17 protein-coding genes and 1 tRNA gene are annotated in these 18721 nt (G+C 38.3%); 11 read left to right on the top strand and 7 right to left on the bottom strand.

Features of this window, described 5'->3' with window-relative positions:
- Positions 1–1140 (bottom strand): glutamine-hydrolyzing carbamoyl-phosphate synthase small subunit, encoded by a 1140-nt coding sequence (gene carA / locus ACZ5QH_RS16610; RefSeq protein WP_004823230.1) that lies wholly within the window; start codon positions 1138–1140, stop codon positions 1–3.
- A gap of 319 nt (positions 1141–1459) precedes the next feature.
- Here carA and ACZ5QH_RS16605 point away from each other — a divergent pair, with 319 nt between their 5' ends.
- Positions 1460–1924, top strand: a complete 465-nt coding sequence (locus tag ACZ5QH_RS16605; RefSeq protein ID WP_004823229.1) for a hypothetical protein — start codon at positions 1460–1462, stop codon at positions 1922–1924.
- Positions 1925–2038: 114 nt separating this feature from the next.
- On the opposite strand, the gene ACZ5QH_RS16600 is transcribed toward ACZ5QH_RS16605, so the two are convergent.
- Together ACZ5QH_RS16600 and yhbY are read right to left on the bottom strand one after the other, a co-directional pair.
- Positions 2039–2578, bottom strand: coding sequence for a DOMON-like domain-containing protein (locus ACZ5QH_RS16600; protein ID WP_004717328.1), 540 nt, complete (start codon positions 2576–2578; stop codon positions 2039–2041).
- Between the two features lie 11 nt (positions 2579–2589).
- A complete protein-coding gene (gene yhbY, locus ACZ5QH_RS16595) occupies positions 2590–2913 on the bottom strand; it encodes a ribosome assembly RNA-binding protein YhbY (protein WP_004717326.1) in 324 nt (107 codons plus the stop codon).
- A gap of 199 nt (positions 2914–3112) precedes the next feature.
- On the opposite strand from yhbY, the gene rlmE reads away from it, so the two are divergent.
- From rlmE to ACZ5QH_RS16570, 5 genes are all read left to right on the top strand, one after another.
- Complete coding sequence (gene rlmE / locus ACZ5QH_RS16590; RefSeq protein ID WP_004717323.1) at positions 3113–3763, top strand: 23S rRNA (uridine(2552)-2'-O)-methyltransferase RlmE; 651 nt, start codon at positions 3113–3115, stop codon at positions 3761–3763.
- Positions 3764–3942: 179 nt separating this feature from the next.
- Positions 3943–5832, top strand: a complete 1890-nt coding sequence (ftsH, locus tag ACZ5QH_RS16585; RefSeq protein WP_004823226.1) for an ATP-dependent zinc metalloprotease FtsH — start codon at positions 3943–3945, stop codon at positions 5830–5832.
- 131 nt (positions 5833–5963) lie between these two features.
- Positions 5964–6818: a dihydropteroate synthase gene (folP, locus tag ACZ5QH_RS16580; protein ID WP_004823224.1), complete on the top strand. Its 855-nt coding sequence runs from the start codon at positions 5964–5966 to the stop codon at positions 6816–6818.
- A gap of 158 nt (positions 6819–6976) precedes the next feature.
- Positions 6977–7291 carry a DUF5713 family protein gene (locus ACZ5QH_RS16575; RefSeq protein WP_303576302.1) on the top strand — a complete coding sequence of 105 codons (315 nt, stop codon included), beginning with the start codon at positions 6977–6979 and terminating at the stop codon, positions 7289–7291.
- A 220-nt stretch (positions 7292–7511) separates the two neighbouring features.
- A tRNA-Met gene (locus tag ACZ5QH_RS16570) sits at positions 7512–7588 on the top strand.
- A 440-nt stretch (positions 7589–8028) separates the two neighbouring features.
- Here the strand turns inward: ACZ5QH_RS16570 and ACZ5QH_RS16565 are convergent.
- The 3 genes from ACZ5QH_RS16565 to ACZ5QH_RS16555 all read right to left on the bottom strand — a co-directional run bounded on the left by ACZ5QH_RS16565 (position 8029) and on the right by ACZ5QH_RS16555 (position 11599).
- On the bottom strand, positions 8029–9072 hold the full coding sequence (locus tag ACZ5QH_RS16565) for a hypothetical protein (RefSeq protein WP_303576301.1): 1044 nt from the start codon (positions 9070–9072) through the stop codon (positions 8029–8031).
- 5 nt (positions 9073–9077) lie between these two features.
- Positions 9078–10703, bottom strand: coding sequence for an NAD+ synthase (locus tag ACZ5QH_RS16560; protein ID WP_303576300.1), 1626 nt, complete (start codon positions 10701–10703; stop codon positions 9078–9080).
- Positions 10704–11089: 386 nt separating this feature from the next.
- Complete coding sequence (locus tag ACZ5QH_RS16555) at positions 11090–11599, bottom strand: hypothetical protein (RefSeq protein ID WP_303576298.1); 510 nt, start codon at positions 11597–11599, stop codon at positions 11090–11092.
- A gap of 459 nt (positions 11600–12058) precedes the next feature.
- On the opposite strand from ACZ5QH_RS16555, the gene ACZ5QH_RS16550 reads away from it, so the two are divergent.
- From ACZ5QH_RS16550 to ACZ5QH_RS16535, 4 genes are all read left to right on the top strand, one after another.
- Positions 12059–13015 carry a metal-dependent hydrolase gene (locus ACZ5QH_RS16550; RefSeq protein ID WP_034612484.1) on the top strand — a complete coding sequence of 319 codons (957 nt, stop codon included), beginning with the start codon at positions 12059–12061 and terminating at the stop codon, positions 13013–13015.
- A 375-nt stretch (positions 13016–13390) separates the two neighbouring features.
- On the top strand, positions 13391–14344 hold the full coding sequence (locus ACZ5QH_RS16545) for a metal-dependent hydrolase (protein WP_034612487.1): 954 nt from the start codon (positions 13391–13393) through the stop codon (positions 14342–14344).
- 28 nt (positions 14345–14372) lie between these two features.
- A complete protein-coding gene (locus ACZ5QH_RS16540) occupies positions 14373–15218 on the top strand; it encodes an SDR family NAD(P)-dependent oxidoreductase (RefSeq protein ID WP_303576297.1) in 846 nt (281 codons plus the stop codon).
- Positions 15219–15511: 293 nt separating this feature from the next.
- Positions 15512–17038, top strand: a complete 1527-nt coding sequence (locus ACZ5QH_RS16535; protein ID WP_303576424.1) for a flavin-containing monooxygenase — start codon at positions 15512–15514, stop codon at positions 17036–17038.
- A gap of 43 nt (positions 17039–17081) precedes the next feature.
- Here the strand turns inward: ACZ5QH_RS16535 and ACZ5QH_RS16530 are convergent, their stop codons facing one another.
- Complete coding sequence (locus ACZ5QH_RS16530; RefSeq protein ID WP_303576296.1) at positions 17082–17765, bottom strand: DUF2306 domain-containing protein; 684 nt, start codon at positions 17763–17765, stop codon at positions 17082–17084.
- Between the two features lie 206 nt (positions 17766–17971).
- Between ACZ5QH_RS16530 and ACZ5QH_RS16525 the strand changes: the two genes are divergently transcribed.
- Positions 17972–18640: a YARHG domain-containing protein gene (locus ACZ5QH_RS16525; RefSeq protein WP_034612492.1), complete on the top strand. Its 669-nt coding sequence runs from the start codon at positions 17972–17974 to the stop codon at positions 18638–18640.
- Positions 18641–18721: the final 81 nt, after the last annotated feature.

The raw sequence follows: 18721 nt of genomic DNA, 5'->3' as shown, positions 1-18721 counted from the left end.
TTACTTCTTAGATGCTTCAATAAGTTCGATGAAATGATCGAACAATGGGGCACAGTCATGTGGACCAGGGCTTGCTTCAGGGTGACCTTGGAAGCTAAACGCAGGTTTATCTGTACGATGAATACCTTGTAAGGTTTGATCGAACAAAGATTTATGCGTAGCTTTGAGGTTTGCAGGTAAAGTTTCTGCATCTACTGCGAAGCCATGGTTTTGAGAAGTAATCATCACTGTACCATTTTCAAGGTTCTGTACAGGATGGTTTGCACCGTGGTGACCATGTGGCATTTTCACAGTTCTAGCGCCAGAAGCTAAAGCTAGAATTTGATGACCCAAACAAATACCGAAAACAGGTAGGTTTGTAGTTTCAACAATGGTTTTTACTGCCGCAATTGCATAATCACATGCTGCTGGATCGCCAGGTCCATTTGACAAAAATACGCCATCTGGATTTAACGCCAATACTTTTTCAGCAGGTGTTTGTGCAGGAACAACAGTTAATTTACATCCGCGGTCTGCAAGCATACGTAAGATGTTGGTTTTGACACCATAATCGTATGCAACAACATGAAATTTTGCTTCTGGTTGAGAAAAGCCTTGGCCCAATGTCCATGAGCCTTCGGTCCATTCAAAACCTTCTGGGTCACAACATTCTTTCGCAAGGTCTAAACCATCTAGACCACCAAAGGCACGTGCTTTTGCAATAGCTTCTTCTTCAGTAATATTATCGCCGGCAAGAATGCATCCGTTTTGTGCGCCTTTGTCACGTAAAATACGTGTCAATTTACGAGTATCAATATCTGCAATGGCAACGACATTATGTTGTTGTAAATATTCGCCAAGAGACTGAGTAGCTCGGAAATTGCTGTGTAATAACGGTAGGTCACGAATGATTAAACCATTCGCCCAAACTTTATGAATTCGACCTGATTCAGCGTCTTCTTCATTACAACCAGTATTACCGATATGAGGATAAGTTAAAGTTACAAGTTGCTGTGCATAACTAGGGTCGGTCAAAATTTCTTGATAACCAGTCATGGCAGTGTTAAAAACGACTTCACCAGTCGTACTTCCCGTAGCGCCGATCGATGTACCTTTAAAAACAGTACCGTCAGCAAGGGCTAAAATGGCGGGGGTGCTCAAACCATAGCTCCTGAACTAAAACCACAAAAATAGGGCTGTAAAAAAGCGAGTAGACGAAAAAAAAGGAAGGCTTACTAAATCCTACCCTCCTCTTGTCTGCTCGCTTGTAACTTAACAGCGCATTATACGCATGAGCCTCTCGAAAGTCTATTTTATTTCGAGGGATAATCTAAGATAAATACCTTGCTATTTAGCATTAATTCTGCTTTTAAAGTGAATTGTTTGAAATTGTAAGTATTTAAATATTGTCAGACAAATCAAAATCTAAAATTTATCCTTTCAATGTATCTTATTGACTCACATTCCAGGGGGAATCAATATGACTATATCTAAAGAAACTGTTACAAATAAAGTAACAAAAGAGACTGCGGCTTTGAAAGAAGTTGTGACTGAAACTACAGAAAATTTAGAGAAGTTAGGTAAAGAAGCACAGCAAAAAGTTGCTGAAGCGGTTACCGAAACTAAAACTAAACTTGAAGCAGAATCAGAGCAATTAACTGAGCAAGTTCAAGATCAAGTACAAAACTTTAAACAAGATTTGGTACAACGTCTTGATGTGATCAAATCACAATTTTCAACTTCACAAAAAGATTTGGTTGAATTGGCTGATTTCTTAAAAGCAGAATTAAGCATTTTAGTGAAAGAGTTAACTGAAGTTGGTAAAGAAATTCGTGAAGATGTTTCACAAATTTCGAGCAAACATAAAGTACAGTTAACTGAAACTTTAAAGCGTTCAAAAGATCATACTTTAGAAGTTTGGAATAAAGTAACTACAAAACAATAAGATATGTAAAGCTTATGTTTTGAGGAAGGCCATTTTTAAAGAGAAATGGCAATAAAAAAGTGAGGCTAGTTGCCTCACTTTTTTATTTTCAAGCACAGTTTACATAAGCGTATTTTAAAATGTATGTAACCAATCACGTTTATTGTGAAAGTCGGCTTGTTGGCCACTGTGTTGCATGGCAAAGAAATGTTGACCTTGCGTGGTATTTAAAACAGCGCTTAAACCCAAAAATAAGTCTGACCATTTTAATTTATTGGCAAGCATGAACTCGCTAAGATCTATGCTGACATTTAATCCATAATGCGTGCGCTTTAACTGGTTTAATTCAATGTCATAAGCAGCGACTGGTGGCATATTTTCAGGATAACGATATTCTTCAAATTGGTAAGCTTGCCAAGCTTGAGAAGGGGATAGATTAATTTCACGATAATAATCTTCACCTTGCACACCAATAAAAATCTCAAAACAGGTATTTTCCCAAAGGAAATCCTGACGTGGATTTGCTGTAACCAGTTCAGGATAAATTATGAATTGATTGGGATCTCTTAACCAATAACCGACATTGAGTGTATATGGGCTAATTTGTTCAATCGCACCAACTAGGGAGATACTTTGAAAACGACGATCAAATGCATTCAGTTCGAAACTTGCCATGAAAATAAATCTTAATTTGAAAGATGAGCGTGGCGAACTAAATTAGACAATTTTGGATTTTGTTTCGCAGCTTTTTTATAAAGCAATGCAATTTTACCAATTGTTTGAACAACTTCCGCACCAGTGACATTGGCAATTTCAGTAATCGTTGCAGCACGTGCTTCGCGGTCTTCACCTGTAACCTTGACTTTAATTAACTCGTGATCATTTAAAGCACGGTTTAATTCTTCAACGACACTTTCAGTCAAGCCTTTATCGCCAAGCATTACAACAGGGTTTAACGCATGTCCGATTTGACGTAAACGTTTACGTTCTTGGATAGATAGAGCCGCCATATAAAGATAACCTAATTTTAGAAACGACTTAGTATAACAAAAGCCATATCACTACGCTGTAAATTCTGTAGAAATAATCGATGAAGCTTATTCAAAAAAACATATCAATATCTGTCGATTTAAATCAATATGAATACTGCAATGAGAATTTTTTTCACGTACAATCAGAAGTTAGTTATCGGTTTAGATCAAGAGAGTTATGGCTACACGCATTACCAACCAGAAGTTATCCAAAAGTAGTCGTGCGTGGATGAGAGAGCATTTAGATGACCCTTTTGTGAAAAAAGCACAAAAAGAAGGTTACCGCGCTCGTGCTGCATATAAACTTCTTGAAATTCAAGAAAAACACAAAATGATTAAACCAGGGATGACCGTGGTTGACTTGGGTGCTGCGCCAGGAAGTTGGTCGCAAATCGCAGGTAAACTGGTCGGTGATAAAGGTTTAGTGATTGCTTCAGATATTTTAGAAATGGATGCTTTACCTGATGTTACTTTCTTACAAGGTGACTTTAGAGAAGAAGAAGTTTTCGAAAAATTGTTAAATATTTTAAATGGACGCACTGTAGACGTTGTAATTTCAGATATGGCCCCCAATACATCAGGTAATAGGGCTGTAGATCAACCTCGCCAGATTTACTTGTGTGAACTTGCATTAGATTTTGCCAACAAGGTTCTTGGACCAAAAGGGCAGTTTTTAGTTAAAGTTTTCCAAGGAACTGGTTTTGATGAGTTCCGAAAGCAAGTCGTGGATAGTTTTGATGTGTTAAAAACAGCAAAACCAGCTGCTTCACGTGCACGTTCAAAAGAAGTTTTTTTAATTGGACAGGGCCGTAAAAAAGTTTCGCAATAGCTGGTGTTTTTGAGGTATGTTCATTCTTCGTAATGAATTGCCAACAAATGCTTGCCAAGTTGTTAAAAATTGTGCATTTTGTACCTTTTTAACCTTTATTGCGAAATTCATTACTCGCTTTTTGTTACGATCAAGCAAGATTGAGCCTGATCAAAATAGTTATATATGGGAATAAAGCTTTGAGCGATTACTTCAAAAATGCCGTATTGTGGCTGGTCATACTGGGTGTGCTGATCTTAATCTTCAGCAATCTCAGTGACCGCAGTAAGCCTTCTGCGATGAATTATTCAGAATTCGTCACAGCGGTGAATGCTGGTCAAATTAGTAAAGTCACAATTGATGGTGAAAGAATAAGCGGCGAAAAAAAGAACGGTTCGAACTTTGAAAGTATTCGCCCAGCAGTTCAAGATCCTGAATTGATGCCTACACTCATCAAAAATAACGTTGTTGTTGAAGGTACTGCACCTCAACGTCAAGGTTTATTGATGCAACTTCTCATCGCAAGCTTTCCTGTGCTTTTAATTATTTTATTGTTCATGTTCTTTATGCGTAACATGGGTGGTGGTGCAGGCGGTAAAAATGGTCCAATGAGTTTTGGTAAATCTAAAGCAAAAATGCTTTCAGAAGACCAAATCAAAGTGACCTTTACCGATGTTGCTGGTTGTGATGAAGCAAAACAAGAAGTTGTGGAAATCGTTGATTTCTTGAAAGACCCTGCAAAATTCAAACGCTTAGGTGCAACAATTCCTAAAGGCGTATTGATGGTTGGTCCTCCAGGTACAGGTAAAACTTTACTTGCGAAAGCGATTGCTGGTGAAGCCAAAGTTCCATTCTTTAGTATTTCAGGTTCTGACTTCGTTGAAATGTTCGTTGGTGTGGGTGCATCTCGTGTGCGTGACATGTTCGAACAGGCGAAACGTCATGCACCATGTATCATCTTTATTGATGAGATTGATGCAGTTGGTCGTCATCGTGGTTCAGGTACAGGTGGTGGTCATGATGAACGTGAACAAACACTCAACCAAATGCTTGTTGAAATGGATGGTTTCGAAGGGAATGAAGGGATTATCGTCATTGCTGCAACAAACCGTGCGGATGTACTAGATAAAGCATTACTTCGTCCGGGGCGTTTCGACCGTCAAGTGATGGTGGGTCTGCCAGATATTAAAGGTCGTGAACAGATCTTGGCAGTGCATTTGAAGAAACTTCCTTCGGTAACAGGTGTTGATCTTAAAGTATTGGCACGTGGTACACCTGGTTTCTCTGGTGCGCAATTGGCGAATCTTGTCAATGAAGCTGCATTGTTTGCTGCTCGTCGTAACAAGAACACCGTCGATATGCATGACTTTGAAGATGCAAAAGATAAGATCTACATGGGCCCTGAACGTAAGTCGATGGTGATCCGTGAAGAAGAACGTCGCGCGACTGCTTATCATGAAGCAGGTCATGCCATTGTTGCAGAAATTCTTCCAGGGACTGACCCTGTGCATAAAGTAACAATTATGCCACGTGGTTGGGCTTTGGGTGTAACTTGGCAGTTGCCAGAACATGATCAAACCAGCCATTACAAGTCTAAGATGTTGAATGAACTTTCAATCTTATTCGGTGGTCGTATTGCAGAAGAAGTTTTCATTGATCAAATGTCAACGGGTGCTTCTAACGACTTTGAACGTGCAACCAAAATGGCACGCGCAATGGTGACCAAGTACGGTATGTCAGACAAAATGGGCGTGATGGTCTATGAAGATGAAAACCAAAATGGTTTCTTCGGAAATGTCGGTAGCCGTACGATTTCTGAAGCAACACAACAACAGGTTGATCAAGAAGTACGTCGTATCCTAGATGAACAGTATCGTGTTGCGCGTGATATCCTTGAAAACAACAAAGATATTGCACATGCAATGGTAAAAGCTTTGATGGAATGGGAAACGATTGATCGTGATCAAATCCGTGACATCATGGAAGGTCGTGATCCTCAGCCACCTAAGGTTTATGTGGCTGAAAATCCAGTGCTTGATGTAACCCCTACAGACGGTCCATCAACACCACCGCCATTGCCAGCGACCTGATCAGTCAGTGAATAAACAAGAGCCTCAATCGAGGCTCTTTTTTTATACGAAAAAATTCACAGATGAAAAAAAATCACTGTGCTATTGATTTGAATTGTTAAACTAGCCTGAATTGAATACGGAGAATTGACATGCAACTGATGCCACTACCCAAGCAAATTTTGCAATGTGGGCGTTTGAGTCTGGATTTATCGCAAGCACATGTCATGGGTATCTTGAATGTCACTCCAGATTCATTTAGCGATGGTGGGAAGCATGATCAAAAAGATCAAGCTGTTGCTTATGCCAAGCAAATGATGGCTGATGGTGCGACAGTGATTGATGTTGGCGGTGAATCTACACGCCCGGGTGCATCTGTAGTCGAGATTGCCGAAGAAATACGTCGTGTTGTTCCTGTGGTTGCTGAATTAGCCAAATTGGATGTCATTATTTCAATAGATACCTCACAGCCCGAAGTCATTCGTGAGGCGGTTAAAGCAGGTGCACATATTTGGAATGATGTCCGTGCCTTAACTCGTCCACATGCCTTAGAGACTGCTGCAGAGCTTAATATTCCTGTGATTATTATGCATATGCGAGGCGAGCCAACTACAATGAATCATCTTGACCAGTATGAAGATGTTACTCAAGAGGTAATTGCTGAATTACAGCAACGCGTAGATGATGCACTACAGGCAGGAATTCACCCTAAAAATATTATGATAGATCCTGGTTTTGGTTTTGCTAAAAATGCGCAACAAAATTTAAAGCTTCTCAATGAGTTTTATCAACTGAACAACATGGGTTATCCAATTTTATCAGCCTTATCTCGTAAGCGCTTCATTGGTGAAGCTTTAGATGGTGCAGATGCCAATCATCGTGCTGTAGGTAGTGTTGCTGCACACTTGCTCAGTATTCAACAAGGCGCGTGTATGGTGCGTGCACATGATGTAAAAGCAATGTCGGATGCAATTAAAGTATGGCAAGCCATGCGCTCTGCAATTTAATGATGAATGATCAATAGTCCCTGATATTGTTTGATCTTTTTTAAAATTTAGATCATCTACATCTGAAAAATTAATCAGTTAAATTGCCCGATCAATTTGGTGAATTGTATGGTTTGTGTTATATAAGCGCGTGAATTGCTGTTTTATTTTAGGTTGCAATGTTTAACGATCTACTTCTCCCAATGTTCGATGATGAATATTATCCAGATATTCTAGTTGCTGAGGTTAAGCAACTTATTGAAAATTTTGCTAAAAAAGTGGCAAAAACCAGCTTTAGTGATGCAGAAATTTATTCTATGGCAAAACTGACTGTGACTGAAATTAATGAAATGAAGCCACAGTTTGAGGATCTTGATTCTTCTTTGGATTGTACTGCAGCTGATTATATTGCTGAAGCAATGATGATGGTGGTACAAGACCAAGGGTATCTCGATATTGAAATGGAAGAGCTTGTTGCAAATAGAGAGTGGTAAGCCACTCTCTTTTTTTTGCTATCGATTTTTAGAGATAAATAGGGGAGAGAGCTTAATTCCTTACTTATTTATGCTGCTTATTAAGCTGATTTTTTCGATAAAAACATAAATATGTATTAAATTTAAACATTTAAATATCAATTGCTTAAAGTATGAGCATTGGTGTGTTCGAATGCTTGACGTAGGGTAGATAACTTTAGATAATGCGCACACAGTTTATGGCTATGTAGCTCAGTTGGTTAGAGCACCGCACTCATAATGCGGGGGTCACAGGTTCAAGTCCCGTCATAGCCACCATTTTTATAGACCATGCTCACTGCATGGTCTCTTTTTTTGTGCATCATCAAAAGATCACTAGATACAGATAAAAATTATTATCACGGCATGAATATTTAGAATACTGAAAAAATCCAGTGGAATGTTTATTTGGGTCTGTTGACAATTCGTCTACGTTTGCGACTACGTGTGTTTTTTAGGCGATACTAGGCGCGAAATACGAAATTTAGTTATTCTAAATGAGTAGTTCGTAACAACGTAGCGGCAAAAAACACGCTAGTCCTCCGCTGCGCCTTGCGCTGCAAACAAAGCAGTGCTTTGTTCTTGCTCAGGGTTGTGGCTAAAATTATCTCAGCCTTCGTTATGAAACTCGAAAATAGTCTCGCTATTCTCTTCGTTTCATGCCTTGCCTGCTCAATTTTAACCTACAACGCAAGCCATTTATGAAATGTCAACAGACCCTAAGCTTTTTCTGCTAAATAATTTTCTATAAATCTTTGTGTTTGCGAGTCAAGGTAGAATGGCGCAATCAAGGATTGAATGATCTCATCCAATAAGCCATGCTGATCTAAAGCACCTAGTGTATGTGGAACAAAGCGATCTGCTTCGATAAATAAATCGTTTTGATCTAAGCCAACAGAGTGTAGTAATTCTTGTAAGCTATATTCGCCAAAGTATTCATAAAATGCTTCGACAACATTTAAAATAATCTGTTGCATATATTCTGTTTGACGTAATTCTTTCCAAGTTTCATAAACAAGAATAAAGAATTCTTCAAAATCAATCGATTGAACTTGAGAGAAAGCCTCTTTTAATGAGCGTTGCTTAACTTCATTCCAAACATGTGTAGCGATATCTGCTAGGTCTTCATTAGGCAGTAGAATGATATTGCTGAGTTGGCTACGGATAGCAGTTGCGAGTTGCTGTTCTAATTTAAGCTCAATATTATGTTGCTGATCTTGAATAAAGCTAATGACTTTCGCGCCAATACGGTTATGTTTAACGGTGTATTGACGCAGCTGGTTGAGCCAAGGCGTGTTGCTTTCTAAAATCTGGTTGGCAAGCTGTAGGCTAACCTGTTGAATCTGCGGGTTGTGCTGTAAGTTTTCTTGAATATAGTCTCTTAATTGTTCTAATTCTAAGATTTTAAACATCCACAGTTCAAAAGACTCATCTGAGAGTAGATCATTGAAAATGGTTTGACTATGAATGGCATATTGATGAATTTTTTGAGCGACGACACCGATAAATTCAAGAATATCTGCGCCTAAATTCAATTCAAAAGCATATTTTTGCACCACAGACTGCAGTTGCTCAAGTTGAATCACATTTTTTAAAAGGATTTTGTCTGCATTTTGATAGGTTTGGGAAATAAAATTTTGAATAAATTGCGGATTTTTTTGATCTAAGAGTTGTTTTTTAATAAAGCGAACTTGCTCAAGCAAGAGTGCTTGAGCAAGTTCCTGAGCAAAGCTCGAAGGTGGAGGTGAATTATTCACATTCACGAGGCTTATACACCTGCTTTCCAGCCATTTACAATCGGATAACGGCGTTCACGGCTAAATGCGCGTGAGCTGATACGTGGTCCAATTGAACCTTGACGACGCTTGTATTCGTTGCGGTCGACAAGCTGAATGACTTTTTCCACGATTGCACGTTCAAAACCTTTGGCAATGATGTCTTCTTGGCTTTGTTCTTCCTCAATATATGCGTATAGAATGGCATCAAGTACATCATAAGCAGGTAAAGAGTCTTGGTCTTTTTGATCAGGACGAAGTTCTGCTGATGGTGGACGAGAAATAACACGTTCAGGAATCACCGGCGTTTCAGAAATACTGTTACGGTACTTAGCCAATTCAAAAACAATGGTTTTATAAACATCTTTGAGTACAGCAAAACCACCTACCATATCGCCATACAGTGTGCAGTAACCTACAGAAAGCTCAGACTTATTGCCTGTTGCAAGCACAAGGTTACCAAACTTATTGGATAAGCCCATAAGTAATGTACCACGTGCACGCGCTTGAAGGTTTTCTTCAGTTGTATCCGCAGGTGAGTTACCAAAGAATGGGAACAAGGTCTGCATAAAGCTATTTACGATAGGATGAATTTCGGCAATACCAAAAGTAACACCCATACGTTTTGCTTGTTCTGTGGCGTCTTCCACACTAATTTGTGATGTGTAGGTATAAGGCATCATCACGGCTTGAACTTTATCTGCGCCAATCGCATCAACTGCAATTGCCAAGGTTAAAGCTGAGTCGATACCGCCTGATAGGCCTAAAATCACACCAGGGAAACCAGAGCGTTGTACATAGTCGCGTGTTGCTAAAACCAACGCTTGATAGATCTCAGCCATAGTGTTTAATGCTGGTGCAGTTTCAACCACTTGATAGGCTTTGTTTTCTATTTGGTAGTTAGCAAAGTAGAGATCTTCTTTAAAGCTTGGTGCTTGTAATGCAACTTCACCTGAATGGTTAATGACAAAACTGGTCCCATCAAAAATGAGATCATCTTGACCGCCCACTTGGTTGATATAAACCACATTGAGGTGGAGCTGTTTTGCTAACTCTTTTAATGTTTCAATACGATGTTGCGGTTTGCCGACTTCATAAGGAGAAGCATTCAAGACCAAAACACTTTCCACATTGAGTTGAGCAAGCTGTTGAACTGTATTTAAAGACCATACATCTTCGCAAATCAGTACCCCGAACTTATGACCTAAGTACTCAAATACAAGATGTTGATGTCCTTCATTAAAATAACGCTTTTCATCAAAAACGCTGTAATTAGGAAGATTTTGTTTGTTGTAAACCCCTAAAACTTGTCCATCTTTCATCACTGCGGCAGCATTGTAGCGTTGACCATCGTCAGTAAGATTGGCAAAACCAAATACCATCACGATGTCTTTAACAGTAGACAGTTTCTCGAAAGCTTGTGCAGTACGCTTTGCTAGGCTTGGGCGTAAAAGCAAATCTTCGGCAGGGTAACCGATTATAGAAAGTTCAGGGAAAACAACAATTTCAGCATTCTGTTTTTTTGCATCATTGGCTTGTTCAATCATTTTTTGAACGTTCGACTCAATATCACCAATGAATGGAGAGAATTGCGCGAGAGCAATTTTAAAACTTTTCATTTAAACCAAATCCTATTCCAATAGGGTAATTTATATACAAATTGTTGATTTTTAAAATGTAGTTATTCAACATATGTATATAGATATCACAGAAATTGCCAAAGGGCGAAACTATAAAATCATTAAAAATCATCAAAAATCTTTATTTTCTTGCAAGGCAAAAATTTCAGACATTGAGTATTTTAACTAAAAAAACGTCAGAAGCTAGTGATTCATTAAGTTTATTCAGTACACCATCAATGACCTCATGAATTTAGTGTATTTTTTTTATAGAAACTAGTGATTTTTCATTATTTTTTGGATTTTATATTGGAAAAAATCAGCTTTAAATATTTTTTGTGAAATGTATCACTTAATTTGTTTAAATTAGCATCAAAATAAAGCGCTTAAATTGAAGCATCGACTGAATTTTTATCCAGAATAATATTTTCAATTCGATTTAAATAAATATCTTTGGCGATATCGCCTTGTTGCTCAATATTGTAATCAAAATAAGCTTTTCCTTGAATGAGAGTGTAGCGATAAGGGTTATATTTACCAAAACTTAGGTAAAGTGCGGACTGTAAAATCGCCCCCTTAAGTAATACATTCTCATGACGCTGATATTGATAAACATGGGCCATTTCATGAATAAAAACAGCTTGATAACCCAAGCTCATACAGGAAAAGTCTTCACAATAGTCTGCATCTTTTAAGTGAATATAACCATTGGGCGCCATCAAAATCCCAACAGGCTGCCATGGTAAATAAGGATGATTCATCACCTTGACTTGGCTGTAGTCAATTAAATCTCCAAATACACTTTGGCTAATACGAATTTCGCCATCTGTCAATTTACGATATTTGAATTGATCCAATTGAAGAAGCTGTACAAAGCGCCAAATGAAATTGAACATTGTTTTATTTTGTGCTGTGTAAAAAGTACATCATGAAGTTTAGCACTGATTCAGTTTGACCCAAAGATTAACTGTGGCCCAGATACATCACGATAAAAAAGCTGTCTATTGTATATATATGCTGACATGAAACTTTTCTTGTTGCCTGATTTCAGTTATGTAGCACATCCGTAGTTAGGGTTCGGTACACCCAAAAATTAAATCATGATTTAAGTAAGCCAAAGCTAATGACTTGTCCGCAAAGGTCATTATTTATCAGTAGAGGCAAGCTCAGCCCTTATTTGTCAGACACTTTATTGAATAGTCATAAATTGCCAATGGATTGACCTGAAATGTCAGTGGTATTTGAATCCAGATGACTTACTTTTCCAACATAAATAGGATTTTTTACTTGAAATGTGAATTTGAACTGGTTTTCAGTCAAATCCTTGATCCCTAAATAAACAATAGGTGCTTCATATGTTACTTGCTAAGCCTGTCAAAAAAGTGTTTGCAAAAGCTTTTCCAAGTCGATTGCCTAATTTAAAAGATCAGATTGCGAATATCCCGATTCGTCACTTCAATTTTAAATTTAGTCCAGATGAGTTGGATGTTAAATTTTTTATGCAAAAAGAGTGGGCGACTGCTTATTTTGCCGCACTGTCAATTTTTTTAACCTATGGTGAAGAGCTGGTGATCGAAACCGCACGACATCATCGTGATCAAATACAAGACCCAGTTTTAAAACAGCGTCTAACCAGTTTGATTGGACAAGAGGCAATTCACTCCAAAGTCCATGAAGAATACAATGAAACCATGATTCCAAATAATTTACCTGTGCAGTTGTATCGGTTTTTAGCAGAACAGGTTTTTAATCATACTTTTTTAAAATTCCCACAGCCTTTAAAGCTTTCAATGATGGCTGGGATTGAGCATTTCACAGCGGTCTTTGCTCAATATGCCATGACGCATCAGGACATCTTTAATCATTCTCTTGATGAAAAAACACGTGCTTTATGGTTATGGCATATGCTGGAAGAGTCTGAGCATAAAGATATTGCTTATGATACTTATCAAGTGCTTTCTGCAAATTATCCATTACGAATTTCAGGATTCTTTATTGCGTTGATTACTTTGGGTCTAGGCGTGGGTGCTGGCGCATTGATGTTGCCATTTTTACGACGTCCAATGAATAGCTTTAGTCTAAGTTTTTGGAAAGAAGCAAAGGGCAGTTGGGATTTATTATTTAGTCGAGACAATGGTGTTTTTGGTAGCAGTTTAGGCCATATTTTTGATTATTTGCGTCCAGACTTTCATCCTAATGATCATGATACAACTGAGCTTTTAGAATATTTCAAAAAAGAATTACTTGATCCTGAAACAGGCACACTCACCCCTTATTTTGTTAAAGCGTTTACCCCAGCTTTACGGATGTAATTTTATTCAATCTTAGCATTCAAATTTTCTATTCAATATAAAAACGATGTTGTAGATCGATACTGAACTTTTCCATCAATTTTTGAAGGAAAAGTTTTTTTTAAAGCTGTGATTTTAACCAAGCACTTTATAAAAATTGTTTTTAAGGGACATTCTTTATCAGTGGAGGCAACTCTTAAAAGTGATTGTCTGACAATTATCTAAGGTTGTCATAATTTGCAAACCGAATGAATGCATGTGCCAATGGTAATTGACAAAGCATGTCGTAATTTTTAGCCATCAAAGTAGAGTTTTTACTCAAAAGGCGATCTGTAGCTCATCAGCGTAAAGACGATGAAATGGATTGCCATATTAAATGAATAAAGAGTACCAGCTATGTTTGCTAAGCCAATTAAGAAAGCCGTTGCTAAAGTTTTTGCTGCGGCGCCATTCAGTCTGGAAAATCAAACGCCGATTATTCCAATTCGACATATGAAGTTTGATTTTGACCCAGAGCAAGTAGATCATCGATTTTATATGGATGCAGAATTGGCAAGTGCATATTTTGCGTCACTGTCGATTTTCTTAACTCGTGGTGAAGATCTTGTGATTGATACTGCTCGTTATCATCGTGATTTCATTACCGATCCATTATTAAAGCAACGTGTCACCTCATTGATTGGTCAAGAGGCGATTCATTCAAAAATGCATGAAGAGTTAAACGACGCTTATTTAATCCGTGATTTGCCAGTAAAGCTGTTTCGTACTTGGGCTGGCTGGGCATTTGAATATGGGTTTGAGCGTCTTCCACAACCGATGAAATTGTCGTTGATGGCTGGTATCGAACATTTTACTGCGGTACTTGCAGAATATATGATGAATCATGAAGAAGTGTTCTTCCGTTCGCAAGATGAAAAACAACGGGCAATCTGGATGTGGCATATGCTTGAAGAATCAGAGCATAAGGATATTGCTTTCGATGTGTTTCAAGAATTATCCAATAACTATTTATTACGTATTGCTGGATTCTTTCCCGCATTGATCACGATTTTGGTGCTGATTTCAGCTGCATCATTTTTAGTGCCTTTCTATCGAAATCCTAAGAACCTGATTAGCTTACGTTATTGGAAGGAGATTCCATATAATTTTCGCCTGATCTTTGGCTTAAAAGATGGTGTTTACGGCAGTAGCTTTAAACATATTTTTGATTATCTGCGTCCCGATTTTCATCCAAATGATCATGATACATCTGAATTTTTGGACTATTACAAAGAGAAACTGCTGAATCCAAAGACAGGTCTTCTTACGCCATATTTGACGAAAGAATTTTATCCTGCATTGCGTTCATAAAAACCTAAAAGAGATGGATTTAAAGTTTATGGGTATTTTTTCTAAAAAAGTTAAGCCGAGCCAAAATGCTTATGCGGTCGTGACTGGCGCAGGCAGTGGCATTGGACGTAGTTTTGCAATGGAACTTGCAAAACGCGGAGGAACAATTGTTTGTGCTGACATAAATCTGGATGCAGCCAAAGAAACAGTCAGTTTGATTGAATCACAAACTTCAGCTAAAGCATTTGCTGTGCAATGTGATGTGGGGGTGAAAGAGCAAGTAAAAGCACTTTCAGAACAAGCCGAAAAATTAATGAATCATCCTGTAAGCCTGATCATTAATAATGCGGGTGTAGGGCTGGGCGGTAAGTTTGATGAAGTGTCACTGGAAGATTGGCAATGGTGTATGCATGTCAACCTCTGGGGGGTTATTCATGGTTGTCATTATTTTGTTCCTCAGTTTAAGCAACAAGGTTATGGGGCAATTATCAATGTTGCTTCAGCTGCGGGCTATACAGCAGCTCCCGAAATGACTGCTTATAACGTAACAAAATCCAGTGTGCTGGCATTGTCAGAAACCCTTTCAGCAGAGCTTCGCGGTGACAACATTCGAGTGAATGTGCTGTGTCCAACATTAGTGCCTACAAATATTATGAAAAATGGTCGTTTGCCTGGTCATTATGCGGGTTTAGCAGATGATTTACTGATGAATCATGCATTTACCACCAGTGATCAGGTGGTGATGAAAACCTTAAATAACTTGGATGCAGGCAAGCTGTACACCATTCCTCAGCCAGATGCAAAACTGTTTTGGATATTAAAACGTGCATCACCCACCTTATATGCAAAAGCGCTGGGTATTGGATATCCATTATTTAACAAATACATCAAATAAGCTGCGAGTAAATCAAGATGACAACAGAAACAACTTTAGCTACGCTGCCTAAAGAGAAAAGCGTAGAGCAAAACTCAACCCAAACTACAGTTGAAGACATTAAACAGGTGACTCAATCGAATACAGCACAAGACAAATCGCTTGAAGCAAAACAGCTTAAAGAAAAAGTGCCTGTAGAGAAGCAAGTTGAGGCAAAGACTGTTACAAAGCCAGCGAAAGCAAATCACCCTAAAGCTGAAGTCCAAACTCCAGCTAAAGCTAAAAATAAGGCTGAGGTAAAAGTTGAAACACAAATAAGCGCTCAATCTAAAAAGCTTGAACAATCGGTTGAAGAAAAAGCGCCAAAGACTCAGCACAAAGAAGCTGTGCACATCTATGACACCATTGTGGTTGGTGCGGGTATTTCAGGGATTGCTGCTGCCTATAAAATGAATCAAGCAGGCTATAACGATTATGTGGTCCTTGAAAAAGCCAGTCGTGTGGGAGGAACATGGCGCGACAATAATTATCCGGGCTGCGGTTGTGATGTACCCTCAGCACTTTATTCATTTTCTTTCTCACCAAGCCATAAGTGGAGTCATTTATTTGCCAAGCAACCAGAAATTCTAAGCTATTTAGAAGAAGTGGTGGAAAAATATGACCTTGGTGAGAAAATTGAATTTAATAATGAATTGATCAGTGCCAAATGGGATGAAGCACAACATATGTGGCATTTAGAAACATCAAAAGGTCAATATCAAGCCAAGACGGTGATCTTTACGACAGGACCGATTACTGAACCTGCTTTGCCGAAATTAAAGGGAATTGAAAGTTTTAAAGGTGAAATGTTCCATTCAGCACGTTGGAATCATGATTATGATTTAACAGGTAAGCGTGTTGCAGTGATTGGTACAGGGGCTTCTGCAATTCAGTTTATCCCGCAAGTACAACCTTTAGCGAAACAGCTGATCGTATTCCAGCGTACAGCGCCATGGGTACTACCTAAGGCGGATATGGAGTTAAACGAAACGGCTAAGGGGATCATTTCTCGTTTCCCAATCATTCAACAAACTTGGCGTAATAGCATTGCACAGATTTTAAATGGGATTAACTTTGGATTGCGTAATCCTAAAGTATTGGAACCCGTGAATTTCCTAAGTAAGCAATTACTCAAACTACAAATTAAAGATGAAACCTTGCGTAAAGCAGTAACACCGAACTTTACCATTGGATGTAAGCGCTTATTGTTTGCAAACAATTATTATCCAGCACTACAACAAGATAATGTGAATCTGATTGCACATGGTTTGGTTGAAATTGATGGAAATACAGTGGTTGCAGCAAATGGTGAACGTCATGAAGTGGATGTGATTATTTGGGGAACAGGCTTTGAAGTTTCACATCCTCCGATTGGTAAAAGGGTTTATGATAGCAATGGTCAAGTCCTTGCCGAGCGTTGGAAAAATAGTTCACCTGAAGCATATTTGGGCGCCAGTATTGAACATGTGCCGAATGCGTTCTTGGTCCTCGGTCCAAACATTCTGGTCTATGATTCATTTATTGGTATCGCAGAAGCACAAGTCGGCTATATTGTTGATGGCTTGCTAAAAATGGGTGAGCAAAAATTCACTCGCTTTGAAATCAAAGCGGATGTGCTTGCCCAGCATAACAAACGTCTGCAAAAACATTTAAAAACCACTGTATTTAATGCGGGTGGGTGTAAGTCTTATTATCTGGATGAAAATGGTCGTAACTTTGCAGCATGGCCATGGTCATTGCAACAATTACGTAATCAATTAAAACAACTAGATTTAAACCATTATAGCGTGATTAAAAAATAAGCTTATCATTCAATTGCTTAACACTTTTTGTGAGAGCCCTAAATTAATTTAGGGCTTTTATTTTTTGTCCTGTGCGACGATGTAATCCAAAAATAATGATTTCAGCTAGGATTAAATTGACCACCCAACCTAACCAAGATTCTAGCTGATAGATGTGAATTGGGGTTAACCAATCAAAATATGGTTGTAACTGATAAAGCACGATTTTCCATGTCCTTAAGCTCAGCGCTGAAAGGCTCAGTACAAAACTACGGATCATCCAGTCACGATGTAAAATCCAGCACTTTTTCAATAAAAAGTACAAAGCGGATAGGGTGGTGATCGCCCAGAGTGAACTTAATAAGACAAAGCTGATTTGTGTGGATAACCCTCCAGCCGCTGAAAAAGCTAAAATTAAGCCACTGGGTAAAGACAGCCCCAAAATGGTGATGATGTAGAGCCAACCACTCCAGCGATGAATTCGGGGATAACGCGTGCGAAAGACACGGAAAAACTGTGTAAATCCAGCGATGAGTACAAAACTACTGCTGATCACATGGATTTTAAAAGCCGCCTGCCAAGGTTGAGTATTGACTACATCTTGCTTTAACAAGAGAAAATGCTGATCAGTTTGCCATGGGAAATATTGCAAACATATTGCGACCATGAGATAGCATAAATAAGCATAGATCACGAGTGAAATTAGACTCAAGCTTGAATATGCCAAGGCGGTTTTTGTTGTGTTCATCACTGCTTATAATGGAATGGTGATTGAGAAATTATAGTGGAAGATAGGTTGAAACAGCATATTTATGTTTGAGGATGGCATAGATTTTAAAATAAACCACAGAGAATCCTGATTTATTTATCTTAAAGTAGATCACAAAGCAAACAATTTAATCTAAAATCAATGTGAAAATGCATCCAATATCTTCATAACAAATAGGTATAACAATGAATAAAAGTTTAATCGCACTCGTCGGATTAGGAATGATTGGTTTCCAGAATAGCTATGCACTGGATATTCAACAGTTGCAAAAATCTTGGTCTGGAAAATATGATGAGCAGAAAATTGCTGTTTTCATCCAATCTATCGATCGTAATCAGGTCAAAGGCTATAGTGTTCTTGGTAAAAATAAACAAAATTTTTCAGGAAAAGTACAGACGACTTCACAAGGTTATAAAATTACCGCTACAGAAAGTGGTGCTAAAGCAAGTAGTGGTGTGTTTACGTTTACTGTAAAACAGAATCAGCCGAATGTGTTGGAGTCTAGTTGGGAATCTACAACGGCTAAGGTTAAACCAAAATATTTTGATTTAAAGCCGCAACAGTGTCGCTATCAAAAAGATGTCGGTGATTATCCAGTTGCATCACAACGTTTATTAAAAGATGAGGATCTACAAATTCCTCCTGAAGAGCTGGACTGGATGCGTAATGAAATTTATGCGCGTCATGGTTATTCATTTGCCAATAAAGAGATTGCCTCTCAATTTGCTAACGATAATTGGTATATGCCATGCAGTACCAATGTTGAAAATCAATTAACTCAGATTGAAAAGACCAATATCCAACGTATTAAAAAAATTCGCCCGTATATGGCGAAAATGGAATGGGGTCGTTGATCCATATTTTGATTATATCTGGTTTAAATGATAGCAAATGCATTTTAATTTGATTTATATCATTATTTTTGCTTTAAAAAG

The organism is Acinetobacter sp. Ac8, from assembly GCF_055392545.1.
This window is presented reverse-complemented; position numbering and strand designations above follow the sequence as displayed.